The organism is Bacillus sp. PK3-037 (genome assembly GCF_054161355.1).
Genome location: NZ_CP096408.1, coordinates 2618832 through 2641143, shown reverse-complemented (window position 1 = coordinate 2641143; position 22312 = coordinate 2618832). Strand labels below are relative to the sequence as shown.

General features: G+C 41.6%; 20 protein-coding genes and 2 pseudogenes. 15 read left to right on the top strand and 7 right to left on the bottom strand.

The annotated features are described in order from the left end of the window. The first annotated feature begins 157 nt into the window (after window positions 1–157). Together M1D69_RS13450 and M1D69_RS13445 are read left to right on the top strand one after the other, a co-directional pair. A complete protein-coding gene (locus M1D69_RS13450; RefSeq protein ID WP_458105820.1) occupies window positions 158–2125 on the top strand; it encodes a methyl-accepting chemotaxis protein in 1968 nt (655 codons plus the stop codon). Between the two features lie 138 nt (window positions 2126–2263). Beyond that, window positions 2264–3129 (top strand): annotated as a pseudogene (locus tag M1D69_RS13445) (NAD(P)-dependent oxidoreductase). Between the two features lie 39 nt (window positions 3130–3168). Here M1D69_RS13445 and M1D69_RS13440 read toward each other — a convergent pair. After that, window positions 3169–3948 carry a CAP domain-containing protein gene (locus tag M1D69_RS13440; protein ID WP_458105821.1) on the bottom strand — a complete coding sequence of 260 codons (780 nt, stop codon included), beginning with the start codon at window positions 3946–3948 and terminating at the stop codon, window positions 3169–3171. A 338-nt stretch (window positions 3949–4286) separates the two neighbouring features. On the opposite strand from M1D69_RS13440, the gene M1D69_RS13435 reads away from it, so the two are divergent. Then, window positions 4287–6401, top strand: coding sequence for a peptidoglycan D,D-transpeptidase FtsI family protein (locus tag M1D69_RS13435; RefSeq protein WP_458105822.1), 2115 nt, complete (start codon window positions 4287–4289; stop codon window positions 6399–6401). A gap of 162 nt (window positions 6402–6563) precedes the next feature. Continuing rightward, window positions 6564–8384, top strand: coding sequence for a sporulation histidine kinase KinA (kinA, locus tag M1D69_RS13430; RefSeq protein WP_458105823.1), 1821 nt, complete (start codon window positions 6564–6566; stop codon window positions 8382–8384). Between the two features lie 9 nt (window positions 8385–8393). Here kinA and M1D69_RS13425 read toward each other — a convergent pair. Both M1D69_RS13425 and M1D69_RS13420 read right to left on the bottom strand, forming a co-directional pair. Beyond that, window positions 8394–9577: pseudogene (locus M1D69_RS13425) on the bottom strand (aminotransferase A). A gap of 202 nt (window positions 9578–9779) precedes the next feature. Beyond that, window positions 9780–9941: a hypothetical protein gene (locus tag M1D69_RS13420; RefSeq protein ID WP_003238943.1), complete on the bottom strand. Its 162-nt coding sequence runs from the start codon at window positions 9939–9941 to the stop codon at window positions 9780–9782. A gap of 207 nt (window positions 9942–10148) precedes the next feature. On the opposite strand from M1D69_RS13420, the gene cheV reads away from it, so the two are divergent. Beyond that, on the top strand, window positions 10149–11060 hold the full coding sequence (gene cheV / locus M1D69_RS13415; protein ID WP_458105824.1) for a chemotaxis protein CheV: 912 nt from the start codon (window positions 10149–10151) through the stop codon (window positions 11058–11060). 41 nt (window positions 11061–11101) lie between these two features. Here the strand turns inward: cheV and M1D69_RS13410 are convergent, their stop codons facing one another. The 4 genes from M1D69_RS13410 to M1D69_RS13395 form a co-directional block, all read right to left on the bottom strand. Further along, the gene (locus tag M1D69_RS13410) at window positions 11102–11566 is read right to left on the bottom strand and encodes a YkyB family protein (RefSeq protein WP_458105825.1); all 465 of its coding nucleotides are present in this window, start codon (window positions 11564–11566) and stop codon (window positions 11102–11104) included. A gap of 125 nt (window positions 11567–11691) precedes the next feature. Next, complete coding sequence (locus M1D69_RS13405) at window positions 11692–12984, bottom strand: MFS transporter (RefSeq protein WP_044156081.1); 1293 nt, start codon at window positions 12982–12984, stop codon at window positions 11692–11694. A 75-nt stretch (window positions 12985–13059) separates the two neighbouring features. Next, window positions 13060–13554, bottom strand: a complete 495-nt coding sequence (locus M1D69_RS13400; protein ID WP_458106152.1) for a L,D-transpeptidase family protein — start codon at window positions 13552–13554, stop codon at window positions 13060–13062. 57 nt (window positions 13555–13611) lie between these two features. Next, window positions 13612–14472, bottom strand: coding sequence for a metallophosphoesterase (locus M1D69_RS13395; protein WP_458105826.1), 861 nt, complete (start codon window positions 14470–14472; stop codon window positions 13612–13614). 144 nt (window positions 14473–14616) lie between these two features. On the opposite strand from M1D69_RS13395, the gene fadH reads away from it, so the two are divergent. The 10 genes from fadH to M1D69_RS13345 all read left to right on the top strand — a co-directional run bounded on the left by fadH (window position 14617) and on the right by M1D69_RS13345 (window position 22297). Continuing rightward, complete coding sequence (gene fadH / locus M1D69_RS13390; RefSeq protein ID WP_458105827.1) at window positions 14617–15381, top strand: 2,4-dienoyl-CoA reductase; 765 nt, start codon at window positions 14617–14619, stop codon at window positions 15379–15381. A 63-nt stretch (window positions 15382–15444) separates the two neighbouring features. Next, window positions 15445–16668, top strand: a complete 1224-nt coding sequence (locus M1D69_RS13385) for an EAL domain-containing protein (RefSeq protein ID WP_458105828.1) — start codon at window positions 15445–15447, stop codon at window positions 16666–16668. Window positions 16669–16916: 248 nt separating this feature from the next. After that, entirely contained in the window at window positions 16917–17825 is a 909-nt protein-coding gene (locus tag M1D69_RS13380; protein ID WP_458105829.1) for a manganese catalase family protein, read from the top strand. 190 nt (window positions 17826–18015) lie between these two features. After that, entirely contained in the window at window positions 18016–18255 is a 240-nt protein-coding gene (locus tag M1D69_RS13375) for a YkuJ family protein (protein WP_003218671.1), read from the top strand. Between the two features lie 107 nt (window positions 18256–18362). Continuing rightward, entirely contained in the window at window positions 18363–18881 is a 519-nt protein-coding gene (locus M1D69_RS13370) for a ribonuclease H-like YkuK family protein (RefSeq protein ID WP_024121220.1), read from the top strand. Window positions 18882–19020: 139 nt separating this feature from the next. Next, window positions 19021–19212, top strand: a complete 192-nt coding sequence (abbA, locus tag M1D69_RS13365; protein WP_003218673.1) for an AbrB antirepressor AbbA — start codon at window positions 19021–19023, stop codon at window positions 19210–19212. A gap of 138 nt (window positions 19213–19350) precedes the next feature. After that, on the top strand, window positions 19351–19794 hold the full coding sequence (gene cbpB, locus M1D69_RS13360) for a cyclic-di-AMP-binding protein CbpB (protein ID WP_024121221.1): 444 nt from the start codon (window positions 19351–19353) through the stop codon (window positions 19792–19794). A gap of 146 nt (window positions 19795–19940) precedes the next feature. Continuing rightward, on the top strand, window positions 19941–20822 hold the full coding sequence (gene ccpC / locus M1D69_RS13355) for a transcriptional regulator CcpC (protein WP_044156069.1): 882 nt from the start codon (window positions 19941–19943) through the stop codon (window positions 20820–20822). A gap of 115 nt (window positions 20823–20937) precedes the next feature. After that, a complete protein-coding gene (locus tag M1D69_RS13350) occupies window positions 20938–21414 on the top strand; it encodes a flavodoxin (RefSeq protein WP_458105830.1) in 477 nt (158 codons plus the stop codon). Next, window positions 21404–22297 carry a WD40/YVTN/BNR-like repeat-containing protein gene (locus tag M1D69_RS13345; RefSeq protein ID WP_458105831.1) on the top strand — a complete coding sequence of 298 codons (894 nt, stop codon included), beginning with the start codon at window positions 21404–21406 and terminating at the stop codon, window positions 22295–22297. The genes M1D69_RS13350 and M1D69_RS13345 overlap by 11 nt, the downstream gene beginning before the upstream one ends. Window positions 22298–22312 lie beyond the last annotated feature (15 nt).

The window sequence follows — 22312 nt, the reverse complement described above, 5'->3', positions numbered from 1 at the left end:
CATTCTCCTTGTGCTGTTTATTATATCGTAATCCAAACTGCTAAAACACGATAAGTTAGAATCTTCAGTAAATATCTTGTGATTTCAATATAATTTATTTTATGATTATTCATTTTTTGGGTGAAAAGACCGATATAGAAAATAGGAGGGGATTGGTTTGTTTAAAAAACTTCACATGAAGATTGCTGTTTTCGTTTCTATCATGTTAATCGTCACAGTTGTTCTTTTGATGCTTTCTTCTTACCTGACGTTAAAACCGATGATTACAGAGGATGGGAAAAACACGACACAAAACGTAACAAACTCGCTTGAACAAAATATCGAACTGCAATTAAAGAGTTATGACATTTCGCTGTTAAGATTGGCAAATGGAGAGTTAACACGTGCGTTTGTGACAAACTCAAGTAAAGAAACTGCCAGGCTGTTTAATGATGACATTAAACAAATTAAAGAAAACGATGATTATGTGGCGATGGCCTATATAGGCACCGCAAAAAAAGAAATGTTTACATATCCGAAAGCAGAATTTGCAGAAGATTATGATCCGGTTTCTAGACCATGGTATAAGCGCGCGGCTGAAACACCGGATAAAGTCGTCTGGACGGAACCTTATAAAGATGTCGTGACGGGAGAAATGATCGTCACAGCCTCAAAAGCAATTATTGACGGGCAGAAGGTGATAGGCATTGCCAGTTATGATCTGAAACTTTCTTCCATCCAGACCATGGTAAATAAGCAAAAGGTGCCATACAATGGCTTTGCTTTTTTAGCTGATGCAAGCGGCAATCTTTTAGCACATCCGTCAAACCAAGGAAAAAATATCTCCAAGGACCAAACATTAAAAAACATTGCATCTGACAAAAACGGGATACAAGATGCAAAGGGAAAAATGATTGTGTATCAAACGGTTGGAGAAACGGGCTGGAAAGTCGGAACACAATTTGACACAAATAAATTAATGTGGATTTCAGATAAAATGAATCGGGCGAACCTTTTCATCTCACTCATCGCGCTGGCGGTGACGATTATTCTCAGCTACTTCCTCGCCAAAACAATAACCGGGCCGATCCAGCAGCTGATTGCAAAAACAAAGGCCGTCTCTGCAGGCGATTTGACAGTGCATGCAGAGTCAAAGACCAAGGATGAAGTCGGCATGTTAACAAGAGACTTTAATCAGATGGTTGAAAACATGAAGGAAATGGTGGAACAAGTCAGACATTCTTCAGGAAAAGTGTCTGACACCTCTGAACAATTAACAGCTGTCTCCGCTGAAACCAATGAAACGAGCGGACAAATTGCGAAAGCGATCGAAGAAGTGGCAGCAGGGGCAACGGAACAGGCTTCAGAAGTTGAGACCATTAACGAAAAATCAGAAAACCTGTCTGCTAAAATCAGACGAATTGCTGATCAGGCAGGCGGCATGAAAGCACGTTCAAAATCCTCAGAGGATGCAAGCTATAAAGGGCTTGACGCGCTCGGCCAGCTGCTGATGAAATCAAACGAAGCCAATACGGAAACAAAGAAAGTCGAAACGATGCTGCTGGATTTAGAAAATCAAACGAAGAATATAGAAGAAGTGGTTACTGCGATTTCAAATATTTCGGATCAAACCAATTTACTTGCCTTAAATGCCAGTATTGAAGCAGCCAGAGCCGGTGAAAGCGGACGCGGATTTGCAGTCGTGGCTGAAGAGGTGCGGAAGCTTGCCGAGCAGTCGGCGCTTTCCACCAAGCATATCAGTGAGACAGTGAAGTTGATTCAGCTTGAAACAAAAGAGGCTTCTCATGCAATGGTTGAAGCAAGTAAAATGAATGATGAACAAAACAGCGCAATTCATGAGACTGGCGAAGTATTAAACACCATCACCGCGGAAATGCAGTCACTTGTTCAAGGTATTGATCAAATTTACGAAGAAATACAAAGAATGAGTGAAGAACAGCTTGCCATTTCTGAAGCGATTCAAAGCATCTCAGCTATATCACAGGAATCGGCTGCTGCAGCGGAGGAAGTCAACGCCTCAACCGATGAACAGCTGATCACGCTTGAGAAAGTCAAACACTCAACTGATACATTAAAACATGCAAGCCAAGAGCTTATGAACGCTATTGCTAAATTCACATTATAATTCATCATTGGATACCCAGGACTTTTTCAAGTTTTGGGTTTTTTTATTTTTTAGACGCTACTATATGATTACTAGATATGGTAGTCTAAAAAATGATAAATTTTAACTAAATGAAATCTAACGTCTGGGGGAATTTTCTTGAAAAAAACAGTCGGTTTTATCGGTCTTGGAGTAATGGGAAACAGTATGGCTTCACATATCCTTAAAGATGGACATCACGTATTGGTGTATACCCGGACAAAAGCAAAAGCGGACAGCATACTGGACAAAGGCGCGGTGTGGAAAGACACTGTAAAAGATCTATCGAAAGAAGCGGATATCATGATTACAATGGTAGGCTATCCCAGTGATGTGGAAGAAGTGTATTTCGGCAGCAGCGGAATTATTGAAAATGCTAAAAAGGCGCGTATCTCATTGATATGACGACTTCCAAACCGTCGTTAGCCAAAAAAATTGCGGAGGCAGCCAAAGAAAAATCATTATTTGCCTTAGACGCACCTGTTTCAGGAGGTGACATCGGCGCGCAAAACGGAACACTGGCGATTATGGTCGGAGGAGAAAAAGAAGCGTTTGAAGCTTGCCTGCCCATCTTCACTTTAATGGGAGAGAATATTCAATATCAAGGGCCGGCAGGAAGCGGGCAGCACACAAAGATGTGTAATCAAATCGCGATTGCGGCAGGTATGATCGGTGTAGCCGAAGCGATGGCTTATGCCCAAAAATCAGGCCTTCAGCCGGAAAATGTCCTGAAGAGCATTACAACTGGAGCGGCAGGAAGCTGGTCATTGTCAAATCTTGCCCCGCGTATGCTGAAAGGTGATTTCGAACCAGGATTTTATGTAAAGCATTTTATCAAAGATATGGGAATTGCTTTAGAGGAAGCTGAATTAATGGGTGAAGAAATGCCAGGCTTGTCGCTTGCGAAATCATTATATGACCAACTTGCCGCACAAGGAGAAGAAAACAGCGGAACCCAAAGTATATATAAGCTTTGGGTAAAATAAAAAGAGATTGCCTGTCCAAAACAGGCAATCTCTTTTTTATTATTTTCCGATGAATTGCTGTGTCCAGTAGCTGCCGGATTCAACATAACCGACACCGATGTGTGTGAAGTTAGGGTTAAGAATGTTTTTTCTGTGGCCCTCACTGTTCATCCAAGCTTTTACTACTTCTTCAGGTGTTTTTTGCCCTTTAGCAATGTTTTCACCAGCTGTTTTGTAGCTGATTCCGAAAGATTTCATCATATCAAACGGTGAGCCGTACGTTGGGCTTTGGTGATCAAAATAGTTCTTGTCTTTCATATCCTGTGATTTTGCATGTGCAGATTTGCTTAATGTTTCATCAATTTGAAGCGGTTTTAAACCTTGTTTTTGTCTTTCTGCATTCGTCAGCTCAACAACTTTTTTCTCATATGCACTTACAGATGAAGGTGCAGCTGTTGTTGTATTATTGCTTGTTTTTTCAGCAGTAGCCGGTGCTTTAGCAGCAGTGCTTTTATCAGCAGCGGCTTTTTCAGGAGCCTTTTGGGCTGGCTTTGCAGCTTCCGGCTTTTGAACATCCTGAATCTTCATGTTGGACTGTTTCGCGTGCTTTTGAAGAAGCTTCTCGAGATCTTTTTCGTTAGCCGCGTTTAGTGTTTTTATATTTGTTTTAATATGTAGCTTTTTCACTACATCCTTAAGTGTAAGGTTTTGCACTGTGTTCCCCGTTTTGACCGTTACCACAGGCTGGCAGGAGAGTTCTTTCGCTGATGCTTGCTGTACGCCTCCGAATGTGAATAATCCCACCGCAGCGGCAGCAGATAAAATAAATGCTTTTTTCATTAGTTCGTAACCTCCTAGAGTTGTTTGTTTTCTACAAAAAAATCATAACATAGCTTTTTTGTCATAAAGAATCCATCACTTTCCTTTGACAAATGGCGATTGTCATTTTTGTAATCAAAACGCGCTGAACCGCTGATGACAAGCGAGTAACGCGTATGTAGGGACTTTATCTCACAGTTACATAACTTCCTATTTTTTGAATCGTTAGTTATATTTTAATGTATTTCAATATTGACAACTTTTTTTATCACTTTTCGCTGTAACAACTATTACAAAGGTGTTACAATTAAAAACAGTATATGTAAATATATTGAATGATTTGAGAGGGGTAACCAGAAGTGACTGAAATAGGACGTGAACCAAAGAAAAAGCGCAAAGGAAACAGAGCAATCAGAATGAATCTGTATTTCCTGGCGGTCTTTGTTCTATTTACTGCATTAATCTTTAAGCTTGGTGTTGTTCAGATTGTCGAAGGCGAACAGCATGAAGAAAACGCTAAGAGAGCTAATGCGAAGACAGCGTATTATCCAGCGCCTCGGGGGAAGATGTATGACAGAAACGAGAAAGTGGCTGTTGATAACCAGAGCGTGCCGGAAATTGTGTATGTCTCAACATCGAGCACAAAAACTGAGGACAAAATCAAAACAGCTAAACGGCTTGCCGCTTTGATCGATATTGATACCGAATTTTTAAAGGATAGAGATTTACGTGATTACTGGCTCGCTTCTCATCCAAAAAAAGCTCTCGGCCTGTTAAAGGAATCTGAAAGCAATCTGAAGGGGACACAGGCTTACAAGCTTCAAGTTGAACGCGTCCCGGCTGAAGAATTGAAGGCCATCCAGCGGGATGACGAAGAAATGCAAACAGCGGCCATATACACAAGATTTTCAAGCGGGAATGCGTATGAACCTCAGATTGTAAAAGCGATGGACCCAAATGACAGCAACGGCAACGGCAAAAACGGATCATTGCTTGATGAAAAGAAAAACTCCTCGCAAAGACCGAAAAATGATTTAACATATGATGAAATTTCTATTGTATCTGAGCATTTAGAAGAGCTGCCGGGGATAGATGTCGTAAACGATTGGACACGAAAATACCCTTATGACAAAACACTTTATTCCGTTTTTGGAGGTGTCACAACACCTGATCAAGGGCTGCTCAGCGACCGGAAAGACTTTTATGTTACGAGAGGCTATGCGAGTAATGACAGAGTCGGCAAAAGTTATTTGGAGTATCAATATGAGGACTATTTAAATTCTCATAAAGAAAAAGTGGAATACGTGGAAGACAATAAAGGAAATGTCGTCAGCCAGAAAACAATCGACAAAGGCAGCAGGGGCTTTGATCTACGGCTTTCATTTGACATGGAGCTGCAGGCAAAGGTAGAAAAGATTGTTGAAGAAGAAGTGAGAAATAGCCGCGCGCGCGGAAACTATATGCTTGACCGGGCCTTTGTTGTGATGATGGATCCGAATAACGGCGATATTTTGTCGATGGCAGGAAAAAAGATAGATTTAGCAACGAATAAAATTCAAGACTATGCGATCGGTGCTTTTACAACCCAATATGAAATGGGATCAGCAGTTAAGGGTGCAACCGTTCTCGCCGGCTATCAAGATGGTATCCCGCATTATAAATATTTCCATGATGCGCCGATGCATTTAGGAACGAACCTCATAAAAAAATCTTACACAAATATGGGAACCATCAATGAATTAACGGCTTTGCAAAAAAGTTCAAACGTATATATGTTTAATGTTGCTATGCATATAGCTGGGGTAACGTATAAGCCGCATGGATCGCTTCCTGCTGATCAGAAGGATCTGCTCAAAATGAGAAATTACTACAGCCAGTTTGGCCTTGGAGTCAAGACAGGTGTTGACCTGCCGCAGGAATCTGCAGGAATGCAAACGACACCTGATGTTGTAGGGGGCTTAATTTTAGACTTGGCCATCGGTCAATATGATACATACACACCGCTTCAGATGGCGCAGTACATTTCTGTGATTGCAAACGGAGGATACCGTGTACAGCCTAGAATCGTCACAAGCATACATGAGCCAGGCAAAAAAGATGAACTCGGTAATGCAATCGAGCAAAGGAAACCTAAAGTGCTGAATAAGATCAATAATTCCCAAAGTGATTTACAGCAAGTGCAAACAGGTATGAAATTAGTAACCTCTTCAGGAACAGCTAAAAATACTTTTACAGAAGATGTATCGGGAAAAACTGGAACAGCAGAAACATTTTACTACGGCACGAATCGGAACTGGTGGGGGAAAAAAACATACAATCTGACTTTTGTCGGCTATTACCCGTCGAAAAATCCAAAAGTGGCCTTTAGTGTTGTTGTTCCATCAGTAGATGATGATGATAAGATCAATAAAATTATTGCCAAAAGAGCCATACACGCTTACGCAGAGCTCGAAAAGAAAAATAGCGAAAAATAAAAAACAGGGTGCACATCTGACAGATTGTGTGCCCTTTCTTTTCCTCAAAAATTAGAGATCACTATAAGAATAGAAGGAGAATACTCATTTTCTAGCGAATCATACTAGGTAAAAGTCAATGTGTAAATGTCGAACATGATGATCATGCAAAGGAGGGATTCTGTGGAACAGGATACGCAGTATGTTAAGCCATTTCAAACGAAAACCGATATTCATGCAGTCTTGGCTTCTAATGGACGCATCATTTATATATCAGCCAACTCCAAACTGTATCTGGGTTATCTCCAGGGAGAAATGATCGGATCATTCCTCAAGACATTTCTGCATGAGGAAGACCAATTTTTAGTTGAAAGCTATTTTTATAATGAACATCATCTGATGCCGTGCACCTTTCGTTTCATTAAAAAAGATCATACGATTGTATGGGTGGAGGCTGCAGTAGAAATTGTGACGACGAGAGCTGAGCGGACGGAACGGGAAATCATTTTGAAAATGAAGATTCTCGAAGAAGAGTCCGGGCATCAGCCTCTTACCTGCGAAAAACATGAAATTGAGCCTGCGAACCCGGAATCAACTACATATAAAACGGATGATTTTGAGCGGCTAGTTGAAAATCTTCCAAGCCCGCTATGCATCAGTGTCAGCGGCAAAATCGTCTATGTGAACAGCGCGATGCTTTCCATGCTGGGAGCAAAAAGCAAGGATGCTGTTATTGGCAAATGGTCCTATGAATTTATTGAGGAAGAGTATCATGATATCGTGAAAAACAGAATTATACGAATGCAAAAAGGAATGGAAGTCGGAATGATTGAACAGACGTGGAAAAGGCTTGATGGCACACCTGTTCATTTAGAAGTGAAAGCGTCCCCGACCGTCTACAAAAACCAGCAGGCTGAACTGCTTCTGCTAATCGATATCTCTTCAAGGAAAAAATTTCAAACCATCCTGCAAAAAAGCCGTGAACGATATCAGCTGCTGATTCAAAATTCAATCGATACTATTGCTGTGATTCATAATGGGAAATGGGTGTTTATGAATGAGTCGGGAATTTCGCTGTTTGAAGCGGCTACCTATGAGGATTTAATCGGCAAAAATATATACGATCAGCTCCACCCTTGCGATCATGAGGACGTGAAAGAGAGAATCCAAAACATTGCCGAGCAAAAAACAGAATCGGAAATCGTTAAACAATCATGGTTTACCTTTCAGAACAGGGTCATCTACACGGAGATGGTCTGCATTCCGACGACCTTTTTCGGTGAAGCGGCTGTCCAAGTCATTTTGCGTGATATTTCTGAGAGAAAACAAACAGAGGAACTCATGCTTAAATCAGAAAAGTTATCTATCGCAGGACAGCTCGCAGCGGGAATCGCGCATGAGATCCGCAATCCGCTGACCGCGATCAAAGGGTTTTTACAGCTGATGAAACCGACGATGGAAGGAAATGAACATTATTTTGACATTGTATTCTCTGAGCTCAGCCGAATTGAATTAATACTCAGTGAACTGCTGATGCTGGCGAAGCCCCAGCAGAATGCCGTGAAAAAGCATTTGAACTTGAAAAAACTAATTGGTGAAGTCTCTGCGCTGCTGGAAACCCAGGCGAATTTAAACGGGATTTTTATCAGAACCCGTTATGAGAAAGACAGCATTTATATAAACGGGGACCAAAATCAGCTGAAGCAGGTATTTATTAATTTAATAAAAAATGCAGTAGAATCTATGCCTGACGGAGGCACTGTAGACATTATCGTAACAGAGGATAAGCATTCTGTTCATGTTACCGTCAAGGACGAAGGGGAGGGCATACCTGAAAAGGTGCTCAACCGTATTGGAGAACCATTTTTAACGACAAAAGAAAAGGGAACAGGGCTCGGGCTGATGGTAACATTTAATATCATTGAGAATCATCAAGGCGTTATCCATGTAGACAGCCAGCCGGATAAAGGCACAGCGTTTAAAATCTCATTTCCAAAAAAATAAAACAACGGCTTAAACGCCGTTGTTTATATCGTCTGCATCGATTCCCTTTTCTTTAGTACAAATAATTCTAAACGATCTAATCCTTCTCTTAATGTGTCCAGCGAGTATGCAAAAGACAGCCTTACATATCCTTCACCAAACGCTGAGAACGAGCTGCCGGGCACAAGCGCCACACCAGCATCCTCCAAAAGAGCCATACTAAAGTCAAACGAAGACATCCCAAAGGATTTAATAGAAGGAAAAATATAAAATGCGCCAGACGGTTTTACGACATCAAGTCCCATAGACACGAGGCGGTCATACACATAATCCAGCCGTTTTTTGTACTGCTCTCTCATGATCAGAGCGTCGTCAAATCCGTTAGTCACAGCTTCAAGCGCTGCCTTCTGAGAAATAGAGGACGCACATGACACATTGTATTGATGAACCTTTAAAATGTGTTTTGCTATGTCTTTCGGAGCGAATAAAAATCCGATTCTCCATCCCGTCATGCTGTGGGACTTTGACAAGCCGTTAATGACAATGGTTTGATCCCGCAAATGTGTTGCAATCGAATGGTGCGGTCTGTCATATGTTAATTCGCTGTATATTTCGTCTGACAATACGAAGACATTTCTGCCTTTTAATAGAGCCGCGATGCTTTTCAGCTCTTCTTCAGATAATGTCACACCGGTAGGGTTTGACGGATAAGGAAGCACGACACACTTGGTATTGGGAGTCAGAGCTTCTTCAATCAGCCGGGCTGTGAGCTTAAACCCGTGAGACGTCGTGTCAACAATGACAGGCTTGGCGCCGCATAAATTGATAATTGGTTCATAACCCGGGTATATCGGACCTGGCATAATGACTTCATCGCCGGGAGACAGAATGGTGCGGAATGCTGCATCAATGGCTTGGCTCGCTCCTGTTGTGATCATTATTTCACTTTCAGCTTCATAGTTGAAGTCCGCTTTTTTCTTCATATAAAGCTGAACAGCTTGTCTCAATTCCAGGTAGCCGGCATTTGGAGTGTATGACGTAACGTTGTCATCAATGGCTTTTTTTGCGGCAGCTTTCACGTGATGCGGCGTGAAAAAATCAGGCTGGCCGATCGTAAGTGAAATGACATTTTCGTGTTGAGATACAAGATTTGAGAATTTGCGTATTCCTGAAATTTCAATCTCTCTGGCTTTCGGATTCAGCAAATGTTCCATAATTCATCACCTTAATATATATAATGAGTTTCTCCTATTTTACCACTAGCTGGCCATTTGTCACCTTTTTAACCGATATATTTCGATTGTATGCGCCTATTTTCTAAACATACCTTCCTTCTCAGAAAAAAAAGAAGACAACCAGCGATTTGATTGTCTTTATTGTATCATGTTCTATTATTGTTTATATGTGCCAATTTCATCAATAACCATAATCAAAATGAAGGTCTTCGTGCCAAATCATGTACGGGGGATGCTCTTCTTGAAGATCAGCAGATTCTTTCTTCATATGAAGATAAGTCTCTTCACTGATATCCTCTAAAACAGTCATTTCATTTTCTTTAAATATTACTAAAGTACCCATTATTTACACCCTTCTTTGGAAAAATCCTTGACTATTTTATCACTGTCAGTTGGAAAGTCAATGGTCATTAGGAAAAAAGTTTCTTTTTTTAAGGTTATCAGCATAACTGTCGCCAGAATAGGATTTTGAAGAGCCTCACCATTCATTTTTAATAATTTTCGCCGATATATACAGTACAATACTGAATGCGAATAGCGAGGGATTGAATTGTCGTTACAACAATACGAAATTTTATTGGATTCTGGTACAAATGAATTAGAAATTGTGAAGTTTGGCGTTGGTGGCAATGCTTTCGGCATTAACGTCATGAAAGTGAGAGAGATTATTCAGCCTGTCGAGGTCACATCAGTGCCTCACTCCCACCAGCATGTAGAAGGAATGATTAAACTAAGAGGAGAAATTCTCCCAGTCATCAGCCTGTTTTCCTTTTTCGGGGTGGAGCCTGAGGGATCAAAAGACGAGAAGTATATCGTAACCGAATTTAATAAGCGAAAAATTGTTTTCCATGTCGGGTCTGTTTCTCAAATTCACAGAGTTTCATGGGAAGCGATTGAAAAACCGACTTCCTTAAATCAAGGAATGGAGCGGCACCTCACAGGCATAATCAAACTGGAAGAAACGATGATCTTTTTGCCTGATTATGAAAAAATCATCTATGATATCGAATCAGACTCAGGTGTTGATACGTACAATATGCATACCGAGGGCTTTGATGAAAGAAGAACTGATAAAAAGCTTATCATTGTAGAAGACTCACCGCTTCTGATGCGCCTTTTAAAAGATGAATTAACCGAAGCTGGATACAACAATATTACAGCGTTTGAGAATGGAAAAGATGCATATGACTATATCATGAACCTTACCGAAAGCGGCGATGATTTAACAGAACAAATCGATATGATCATCAGTGATATTGAAATGCCGAAAATGGACGGACACAGGCTGACAAAGCTGCTTAAAGACAATCCGAAGAGTTCTGATGTGCCGATAATGATTTTCTCATCGTTAATTACAGATGATTTGCGTCACCGGGGAGAAGTAGTCGGCGCCGATGAGCAAATCAGCAAGCCGGAAATCAGCGATCTGATTAAAAAAGTGGATACGTATGTGATCGATTAATAAAAAAAGCCGGATGCCATAAGTGGCATCGGCTTTTTTTATTAAAAATAACTCTCGCCGAGTTTCTTAAAGACAGGCTTATGATAAGCGGGCTGCTGGCGATTCGTCACAAGCGGCTTTTCTTTCATGCCGACGTATTGTTGCAATAGGTGTTTTGCTTTTGTTAAAGACATTTGAGCTTTTGGATTTCGGTACGACTGATTAAGTGTACCTAAATGCGGAAGATGTTCGAAGTCTTCTTTAGTTGGAGGCATGTGAAAATAGTAGTCTCCGATTGAGATAAGCACGTCCGATTGCTGTTGGCTGAACCTTGGATTTTTTGAAAAATGAAGCCCTATTTTCTTTCCTTTACCTTCTTTGACAAGCTTTTGCAAAGCCCGTTTTTTCAGCAGATATAGGTATTTAGGGTTGGGGGCGGTTTTTGCATGGCGGTTCACAGTGTAAACTGCTTTTGAAAGATTTTCTACGGTTGGCTGCAGATCTTTCGAGTATGCATGGTCGTCCATTATTTCTCTCCTTTGCTCTTATCAAATTTCTTATGATTAGATTATACTTTTTTAAGGTTGAAATGCAAATATTGAATGCAAAAATGCGCTTTTTATATGGAAAAAAAGCGCATTTTCAACTTATATTATACAGATTTTGCTTTCTTTTTCGGCTGAGCCTGAAATGTTTCCTGTACATTCACTTCTACAGCCTGCGCACTGTATTTTGGCAGTGCGACAAAATAGAAAATGAAAACAGCCAGGATGAAAACGCCCATGCCGTAATACAGATAATCGATGTTTGATACGAACTTAGGGAATAACAGCGCCACTAAGCCAAGTGTCAAAGACTGCGCAAACATCATAAAAGGATCTTGCCAGCCGCTTACACGTCCCATCAGCTTAGGATGGACAATCTTAGGCATCCATCCCCCAATGGCGATGTTTACCGGACCGATGCACATCCCCAGTACAAAAGTAGTCGCGTAGTACACCCATAAAACTTTGGTGTAGCCAAGGACAAAAATCAGCAAGCCTGCAATTAAAATCGGCACCGACATTAAAAAGTGAGGCTTCACTTTTTTAGAGATTAACGTGCCGATCACACTTCCTGCCAAAAGCCCAAACCCGATTGCGATTGTAAATACGGATGTATGCCATTCATAACGGTCGGGTGCCAGTCCATACTTCATTGTAAACATTGGCAATACAGCAAATCCTCCGTTCACAAAACCAAAAACAAAGAAACCGAAAATAAGAGAGGCCAGCAGCTTGTTTTTTAAAATGTAGACAATGCCTTCCTTAAAATCGTTTATCGAATCCTTGACGGAAGCTTGTCTCCAGTTAAATGTGCCGTTCGGCTGTCTGGCTTCTTTCGGAATCCGGCAGGTGCGGATAAGCAGGCCGGAAATAATAAAGCTGACAAAATCAAGAATAATCGCTCCATGAATTCCGATTGTGTTATACATAAAAGCACCGATTCCAACGCCAAATACCATAAAGATACTAAAAAGCATCTGATTAAGCCCGGCCGCTTTCGCATAATGCTCCTTCGGCAGGATGGCTTGTACTAAACTGTTTTCTGCAGGAAAGAAAAACTTGGTTACAGCGCTTCTGACAAACAAAATACAGAAAACAAGAGGAATATTGCCGGTAAATAAAGTGAAAAAAAGTACGACAGTCAGGGCGGCTCTGATCCAATCACAGTTTTCCGCGACTTTTTTTCTGTCAAACCGGTCCGCAACGACTCCCACAAGCAAAAACACAAATACTGTAGGAAGGGAATACATCAGTTCAGCCAAGGTTGTGTAAGAAGGCTGGCTGCTGAAGCGGTCCAGCAAGAAAAAAGCAAATGCCATGTTGCCTACTGTCGTGCCCATTTGAGAAGCGAGTGCTGCGAAAAATAGACGAACAAAATTACGATTTTTAAATATATCCATAAAAACGCTCCTTACCCTAAAGGTCCCACTTTATCATATTATAAACCGCCTGTTTTTGAAACAAATAAGAAAACATTACCGGTTAATCATGACTCTTGTTCCGTTTGGCACAATTGAAGCAAGTTCTAGAACATCTTTGTTATGCATTCGGATACAGCCTTTAGACACAGCCTTGCCAATCGAAGCGGGATTATTCGTTCCGTGTATTCCATAGTGCTGCCTTGAAAGGCTCAGCCAATAAGCGCCAAATGGGCCGCCGGGATTGCGTTGGCGGTTAATAATGTAGAACTCGCCAGTTGGTGTTTGTGTCAGTATTTTACCGACGGCGATCGGATAAGTTTTTATTACCTGCTGATTTTGGTACAAAGTAAGGGTTTTAGCCCCAATAGAGACTGCAATATGATATGGGATCGTATTTGGGTCCGGCAGACCGGGGATGACAATGCGCTGTCCGGCGATAACTCCTGATTGCAGCGAAGGGTTGGCTTGGATCAAAGCCGCGGTGCTGGTTCTGAAATCGGCCGCGATGCTGGTGTGTGTATCGCCTTGTTTAATCTGGTACGTAAGCAGTTTCCTCATCCTCTCTTTTTTATTTATAAGTATTGATGAGGAACCCATTCTGCTACATTAAGTTGTGCTTTTTAATGTAAAGACTGTGATTTCAGGTTTAGCCAGAAATCGCAAAGGCAGTCTCGTCATCCCGAGGCCGCGGTTCACATAAATATGAGTGTCGCCTGTTTGGTACATTCCTTCGGTATAGACTTTTCCGTACGGAGGCGTAATAAGCGGTCCGTAGAAGGGCAGCTGGATCTGCCCGCCGTGTGTGTGTCCGGATAGCTGCAGATTGACAGGATATGTTTTTGTATTCAAGGCAGCATCAGGCTCATGGACGAGCAAAATGGAAAAAAGCCTTTCGCTTAGTTTCGATAGGGTGCCTTCATAATCGGGCTTGCCGAACATTAAATCATCGAGCGCAGCGATCTCAATTTCGCTGCCGTCTGTGAGCGTCAATTTATGATAGGCGTTGCGGAATACCGTAAAACCTCCTGATGACATCAGGCTTTTATAAGCATCGGTTCCATAGCCGCCGTGATCATGATTGCCGTAAACACAAAACTTGCCGAAGGGTGCTTGCAGCTTTCTCAAAAAAGGAATCACTGCCTGATAATGTTGATACGTATCAGGGTTATCGATAATATCCCCGGTAAAAACAATTAAATCAGGCTTAGTTTCATTGATCGTCAGGATGACAGTTCTAAAGTCTTCAAGCGTAAAATAATCGCTTAAATGTGTATCACTGAACTGCACGATTTTAAAACCGTCAAATCCATGGGGAATGAGAGAGCTTTTAATCGTGTGTTTAGTAGTCTCAATCATATGCGGTTCCAGATAGCGGGCATAGCCATATCCCCCGCTGGCCGTTAAAACCCCGGCCGCAAAAACGCCGAGCGTTCCTTTTAAAAATTGTCTTCTGGACATCTTTTTCATTTCAAACCAACCTTTAGTAGAGTTTTTCTATTATATCACCTGTAACTTGAAAAAATCTCATCTCAGCATGTGCTGACAGCAGCTGGCATATAATGATAGAATAATATTGAATGAATACTCATTCATAACAGGAGGGATCATACAATGGAAAAAAAGGTTGTTATTATTACCGGCGGGTCAAGCGGCATGGGTAAAGCAATGGCAAAAAAACAGGCCGAATCGGGCTGGAACGTCATGATAACAGGGCGGAACCATGAAGCACTTGAAGAAACAAAAAAAGAAATTGAAACCTTTGAGGGCCAAGTTGCCTGTTTTCAAATGGATGTCCGTTCTGATTCTGGGGCAGCACAAATGGTTGCAGAAGCGTTACATGTGTTTGGGCGTCTTGATGCACTTATTAATAATGCGGCCGGCAATTTTATTTGCCCGGCAGAAAAGCTCACGCCCAATGGATGGAAAGCGGTAATTGAGATTGTATTAAATGGTACGTTTTTTTGCAGCCAAGCCGCAGCCAGGCACTGGATTGAGCATCAGCAGAGGGGTGTTATTCTAAATATGGCCGCCACATATGCGTGGGGAGCGGGAGCGGGGGTTGTTCATTCCGCTGCGGCAAAAGCTGGTGTATTGTCGCTCACTAGAACTCTTGCCGTAGAGTGGGGCAGTCAATACGGAATCCGCACAAACGCGATTGCACCCGGTCCAATTGAACGAACAGGCGGTGCGGAGAAGCTTTTTGAATCGGAAAAAGAGAAGGCCCGCACGATGAACAGTGTGCCGCTCGGCCGGCTTGGCACACCCGAGGAAATCGCCGCTTTGGCCGCGTTTATGCTTTCTGATGAAGCTTCCTATATGAATGGGGAATGTGTCACTCTGGATGGGGGGCAATGGCTGAATCCTTATCCGTTTTAAAGCATATTAATCTTTGGATTCAATGTGGTATAATCAGACAAAGATAGAGAAGCAGGTGATAACATGTTGGATCCACTTGATATTTTAACGAACATTGATGATGTCCTCCCATATTACCAGGCGATTTTCAGTGCCGAGGAGCAGAAAATCGTCGGGTATGAGGTGCTGGGACGTATATTGGCAGATTCAGAAATTCAAAGTCTCGGACCCTTTTTTTTAGATGCGGGGATACCCGAAGAATATAAATTAGAGGTTGATAACAGAATTATCCGCCAGGCTCTAGACCGCTTTTTAGAAGCGGATTCTGATCTGCTGATTTTTATGAATCAGGATGCCAATCTTTTAATGCTTGATCACGGCGAAAGCTTTCTTGAGCTTCTGAAAGAATATGAAGCGAGAGGGATCGAACTTCATCGTTTCGTGCTTGAAATTACGGAGCACAATTTTGAAGGGGATATTGAGCAGCTTTACCATATGCTTGCCTACTATCGTACATACGGAATCAAAATTGCAGTTGATAATATCGGAAAAGAAAGCAGCAATCTGGACAGAATTGCGCTGCTATCGCCAGATTTGTTAAAAATCGATTTACAGGCGCTGAAAATCTCACAGCCATCTCCGTCTTATGAGCATGTGCTGTACAGCATTTCATTATTAGCAAGAAAAATCGGTGCGGCGCTGCTTTACGAAGATATTGAGGCGAATTTTCAGCTTCAATACGCATGGAGAAACGGCGGCCGCTATTTTCAGGGCTATTATTTAGTGTCCCCGTCAGAAACGTTTTTAGAGAGAGATGTATTGAAGCGAAGACTTAAGGCTGAATTTCACCAATTTATCACACATGAGAAAAAGAAACTAGAAACCGTCTATGAGCACTCTGAACAGTTTTACAAACGGGTGCACCAGGCTGTTACATCATTGCGAAAAAACAGTCAGTCTCCGGATGATGATTTTATTAAAAAGCTGGCGGAAGAGCTGACGGATTGCAGCTTTAGAATTTATATCTGTGATGAAGAAGGCGATCAGCTGACTGGAAATGTGTTTAAACAAGACGGAGAATGGATTTACCAGCCGGAGTATACGGAGAAGAACTGGAGCTGGCGTCCTTATTTTCTGGAGAACATCATGAGAATGAGAAACCTCAGAAAAGGGTTTTTCAGTGATTTGTACAGCGATTTGGAAACAGGCGAAATGATCAGAACGTTTTCATATCCGATGGATGATCAAATATATTTATTTATAGACCTGCCGTATTCTTATTTATATGAGCAGGATGGATTGATTTAAACGGCTGAAGAGCCGTTTTTTTTTATGAATTGAAAAAAATATCAAAAAACGATTGACATTGATACTGAGAATCATTATCATTTAATTATAGAGAGAAGCTACTCTCTGTTCCCCAACCCCTCTATCAGATCAAGATCCGAAAAGCTTGGCGCTACCCCCGCCAAGTTTTTTATTTGTCAACGCATAAGACAATCCATAGAAACAATAAACCTTATTAGTGGTAAACAACGGCACTAGGAGGTACAAACATGTTCAAAAGGAGCAACAGACTGCTTATTGACCTTCCAACCCCAGAACATCCTGACCCAAATGCGGCAGCGGCGGTTCAAGAGCTGTTAGGCGGCAAATTTGGTGAAATGTCCACTCTCAATAATTATATGTTCCAGTCCTTTAACTTTCGCAGCAAGAAAAAATTAAAACCGTTTTACGATCTCGTATCAAGCATTACCGCTGAAGAATTCGGCCATGTTGAGCTTGTGTCTAATACGATATCTTTAATGCTGACAGGTTCGACATTTAAAGGTGATCCCGACGTTACACCGATGAGAGATGCAAAAAATAAACGAAATTCCCAGCATTTTATTGAAACGGCTCAAACGTCTTATCCGTTTGATTCGATGGGGAAAGCCTGGACCGGTGAAAATGTGTTTAACAGCGGAAATCTGGTGCTGGATTTGCTCCATAACTTTTTCCTGGAATGCGGCGCCCGAACTCACAAAATGAGAGTGTATGAAATGACTGATCACCCGGTGGCCAGAGAAATGATCGGTTATTTGCTCGTGCGCGGCGGCGTTCATATCGTGGCGTATGCCAAAGCGCTTGAGATTGCGACCGGCGTAAATATCGGCAAAATGCTTCCGATCCCGAATCTTGATAATAAACATTTTGATACAGCCAGAAAATTCGAAGAGCAGGGAATTCATACAAAGCTGTATACATTCAGTGATACGGATTACAAGGATATCAATAAAATCTGGAAAGGTGAGCATCCGATAGACGGCAGTGAGCTTCATGTCATTGAGGGAAGCCCTCAGGGAGCGGCCGTTCCTGATTTCAGAGAAGTGCCGGAGGAATTTGCTCCCGGGATTTCAAAAGAGGATTTTGACGAAATTGCAAAAAGGCTGTTGGATTCTGCCGGAATATCAAAAAAATCATAATTGTGTGTATGACATTCCAAAAAAAGCCTCAAACTACGTAAAAATAGTTTTTTCACTTTTTTTCTTTTCTTAAATTCAGCAGGGAAAATGCCATCCTGTCCGACTTTATGGTATGATGCTCAATAGAACTTGTATTATAATAAATACTTGTTGATTTGAAGTTGTTTTTTGAAAGGAGTCTTTTTTTAGAATGTCACAATTAATGGGTATCATCACACGGCTGCAAAGTCTGCAAGAAACGGCGGAAGCGGCTAACGAGCCAATGCAGCGCTACTTCGAAGTAAATGGTGAGAAAATATGCAGTGTTAAATATTTCGAAAAAAATCAAACGTTTGAACTGACGGTTTTCCAAAAAGGTGAAAAGCCGAACACATATCCGTTTGATAATATCGACATGGTTTCAATCGAAATCTTTGAACTTCTGCAGTAAGACTCTTGATATAGGGGAAACAAGCTTTCGTTGCAGCATGTAATCGAAATAAACGGTAAGGAGCATACTTGTTTCATGGTTGTAAATCCTTGAAAAGGAGTGTCGTCATGGCCGATTCTTTTCTGTTTTATAATCTTTCAGAAGCACAGATGACCTTTCAAGATGTGATGGAGCGGCTTAAAGCCTTTATTCGAAGGGATCCCCGTTCTTCATATGTGTTATCGATCGGAACTGATTCACAGGTTTATCGTGATTACACAAAGTTTATTACTGCATTACATTTGCATCGTACAGGCAAGGGAGCTTGGGGCTGCTTGAAAAACCACGCAGTCGACAGACCCATACATAGCCTTCGTGAAAAGATTTCGTTAGAAACGGCGTACAGTCAAGAAACAGCCGCCTATATTCTGGATGGACACTTGATGGATATTACCGATCTGCTCCTGCCTTTTACAGGCGAAGGGGCGGATCTTACATTTGAGGTTCACTTGGATATTGGGAAAAAAGGGCTTACAAAAGAACTGATTCAAGAAATGACAGGGCGCATTACTTCAATGGGGATTGAGGCTAAAATCAAACCGGATTCATACACAGCCTTCAGCTATGCAAATCGTTTCACAAAATAATTCCGGCTCGCAAGCCGAGGGAAATGTCGAATTATGCGGTTGACGATTGTTTTCTGATTACTTATTCTAGCGGTAGAGCTGAAAGTAAGTTTTCTTGCTTTCAGAGGTATTCAGTATAAAACAGGGGGCCTGATTACGAATGAGTCTTATCGGTGAACGATTTACAGAAGAAGAACAAAAACTTCTGCTGAATATCCTGATCAACCATGAGTATGCTATCGAGCTTTTAAGCAGTGAGATCAACGATATAGAGACAGGAACCAAAAACGTTGACGGAACCACCTACAAAAAACTTGTAACGCTATACGACCGATTTCGATTTGAAAATTAATGGCACACCTTATAATTGATACTCCTCCAAAGAGTATCTTTTTTATTGAAGGAAACTTTTCGACAAATACTGATAAAGTTTATATTATTGTAGTATAGGGAATGTATGTGTTGATGAAAATGAAAAGGGGTCGAAAACATGATAAGCTTGCAATCAGATCAGCTTCTTGAGGCAACAGTCGGACAATTTATGATTGAGGCGGATAAAGTAGCGCACGTTCAAGTTGGGAACAACCTGGAGCACGCTTTATTAGTGCTGACAAAAACAGGGTACACGGCCATCCCGGTGCTGGATGCGTCATATCGTTTACACGGCTTAATCGGGACCAATATGATCATGAACAGCATTTTTGGTCTTGAAAGAATTGAATTTGAAAAGCTTGACCAGATTACCGTTGAGGAAGTTATGCTGACTGATATTCCGCGTCTTCATATAAATGATCCAATTATCAAAGGATTCAGCATGGTCATTGATAACGGGTTTGTTTGCGTTGAAAATGATGATCAGGTCTTTGAGGGGATTTTCACAAGAAGAGTGGTTTTGAAGGAATTGAATAAGCATATTCGCTCATTGAACAAGTAGGCTGCTCAGCCTATTTTTTATTATATTTGCAGAGTAATAAAGAAAGCGCATACATAAATTGGGGTGAAAAGGACTTGAATCATAAACTAAGATTTTATTAGAATAGAAGATAAGAAAAACTTATTGATAATAAAAAGGAGGACGACATGCAGCTTCAAGAGCTTCATATGCTCGTAGTTTTAGCTGAGGAGTTAAATATGAGAAAGGCGGCGGAACGGCTTTTTGTATCCCAGCCGGCTTTATCTCAGCGTTTACAAACCATTGAAAAGGCGTGGGGGACAAAGATATTTTTAAGATCCCAAAAAGGATTGACGGTAACGCCGGCCGGAGAGAAAATCATTCAGTTTGCGAATGACGTTACGTTAGAGCAGGATAGAATTAGAGAAAATATCGATGAGCTCGAAGGAGAAATTCACGGCACACTGAAGCTTGCCGTCGCCTCCATCATCGGCCAGCATTGGCTTCCTAAAGTTCTAAAAACGTATGTTGAAAAGTATCCGAATGCAAAGGTCTCGCTCATTACCGGCTGGAGCAGCGAAATGCTGAAAAGCCTTTATGAGGATCAGGTTCATATTGGCATTATTAGAGGAAACCCCGAGTGGAAAGGCCGCAAAGACTATTTAATGACAGACCACCTGTATTTAGTCGACACTGAAATCTCTTGTATAGAAGATATTGCTCATACAGAACGGCCGTTTATCCAATTTAAAAGCGACAGCACTTATTTTCAGGAGATTCAGCATTGGTGGCATCAAAAATTTAAAACGTCACCAAAACAGACTATATTGGTTGATCAGATTGAAACGTGCAAACAGATGGCGCTGCACGGAATCGGATATGCGATTTTGCCGTCTGTTACCCTTCAGAACGAAGACAAAGTCAATAAAATGCCTCTGTTAGACGTAAAAGGCAACCCTATCGGGCGGGATACCTGGTTATTAGGCTATGAACCTGCTTTTGAACTGAAGCAAGTTCAAGCTTTTGTTTCAGTTGTAAAGGAGATGCTTGATCAAGAGCACCCATTTTAAGAGAAAAGACAGCACAAGGCTGTCTTTTTTTATTTATATATTGACAATGAAAATCATTATCATTTAAAGTGATACATATGATATTGAAAATCATTATCAATTATGAGGTGATAACATGGCAAAAGCCTTGATTACATATGCCAGCATGTCAGGAAATACCGAAGACATTGCCGGAATTATAAAAGATACGCTGCAGGAATATGGTTTAGACATTGATTGCATCGATATGGATGACGCGGAGGCATCAGCTCTGACTTCTTATGATTATGTGCTCATTGGCACCTACACATGGGGAGATGGCGATTTACCTTATGAAGCAGAGGACTTTTTCGAAGAGGTTCAGCATCTCCAGCTGAACGGTTTGAAAACAGCTTGCTTCGGCTCTGGGGATTACTCTTATCCAAAGTTTTGCGAAGCTGTCAATTTGTTCAGTGACATGCTGCAAGAGGCGGGAGCTGCTGTCTATCAAGAAACACTTAAAATTGAGCTTGCCCCTGAAACGGATGATGACGTGGAAAGCTGCAGAGAATTTGCAAGAGGTTTTCTTGCATGGGCAGACTTTGCGAACAAGGGCAAAAGCCATGTTTCATAAAGGGGCGACAGCTGTTGCGGCATCGGCGTTTTCTGGCTATTTTGTAGCTGTAAAACGAGAAGGCATTTTTCATTATTCTTTGGAACAAGGCTGGAAAAAGCTTTTTCGTTTAAAAGCGAAAATACACTGCATCAGTTACATCGGTCCTTACTTATTCGGTGTCGGTGAAAAGGGAACGATCATTCGTTCATCTGACGAAGGGAAAAGCTGGACGATGTCGAGCTTCCCGACAAATGCGACAGTGTGGTCGATTACCGGCAGGAATGATGGATTTGTTTGCGCCCATGGCAAGCATTGCATTTATGTATCAGAAGACTTCGGTATTTCGTGGCGGGTTGCCAAACCCTTTGCGGAATTTGAACATCCGCCTGTTATCCGTTCACTGTGTCTTCATGGCGGGAATCTTTATATTGGTACACAAATACACGAATGTTTCGGAGGGATTTGGGCTTACGATTTCAAACAAGGCGCTGTCCGGTTGGTAAAAAAAGAAGACAGCCGTATGACGGCATCCATGCTTGTGTTCGATGATAAATGGCTGGTTGCTGCAATGGGCTCTGCAAAAGGAAAGCGCGGAGCCGTCACTGCACAGCATATTTTAACGGCTGAAGAAGTCACGATACATTCCAGCATGATCAAAAAAGAAGAATCGTTTCTTGATATTTCAGAGGATGATGGCATTATTTATGTCACAACAGCTCAAGATGAAAATGGCTATTCGAGGATTTATCAGGCTGATCTTGAGGCCCGAGAGCTAAAATGGTTCGATACCATTAAAGGTCATGGATGGAGAGTCGCCAATCAAAGAGAAAATTTCTTTTGTGCAGGCTTGTATGAATGTAAATTTGTCCAGCCGTACGAAGTTTCAGCAATGATTCATTAGAGGAGGAATACGGAA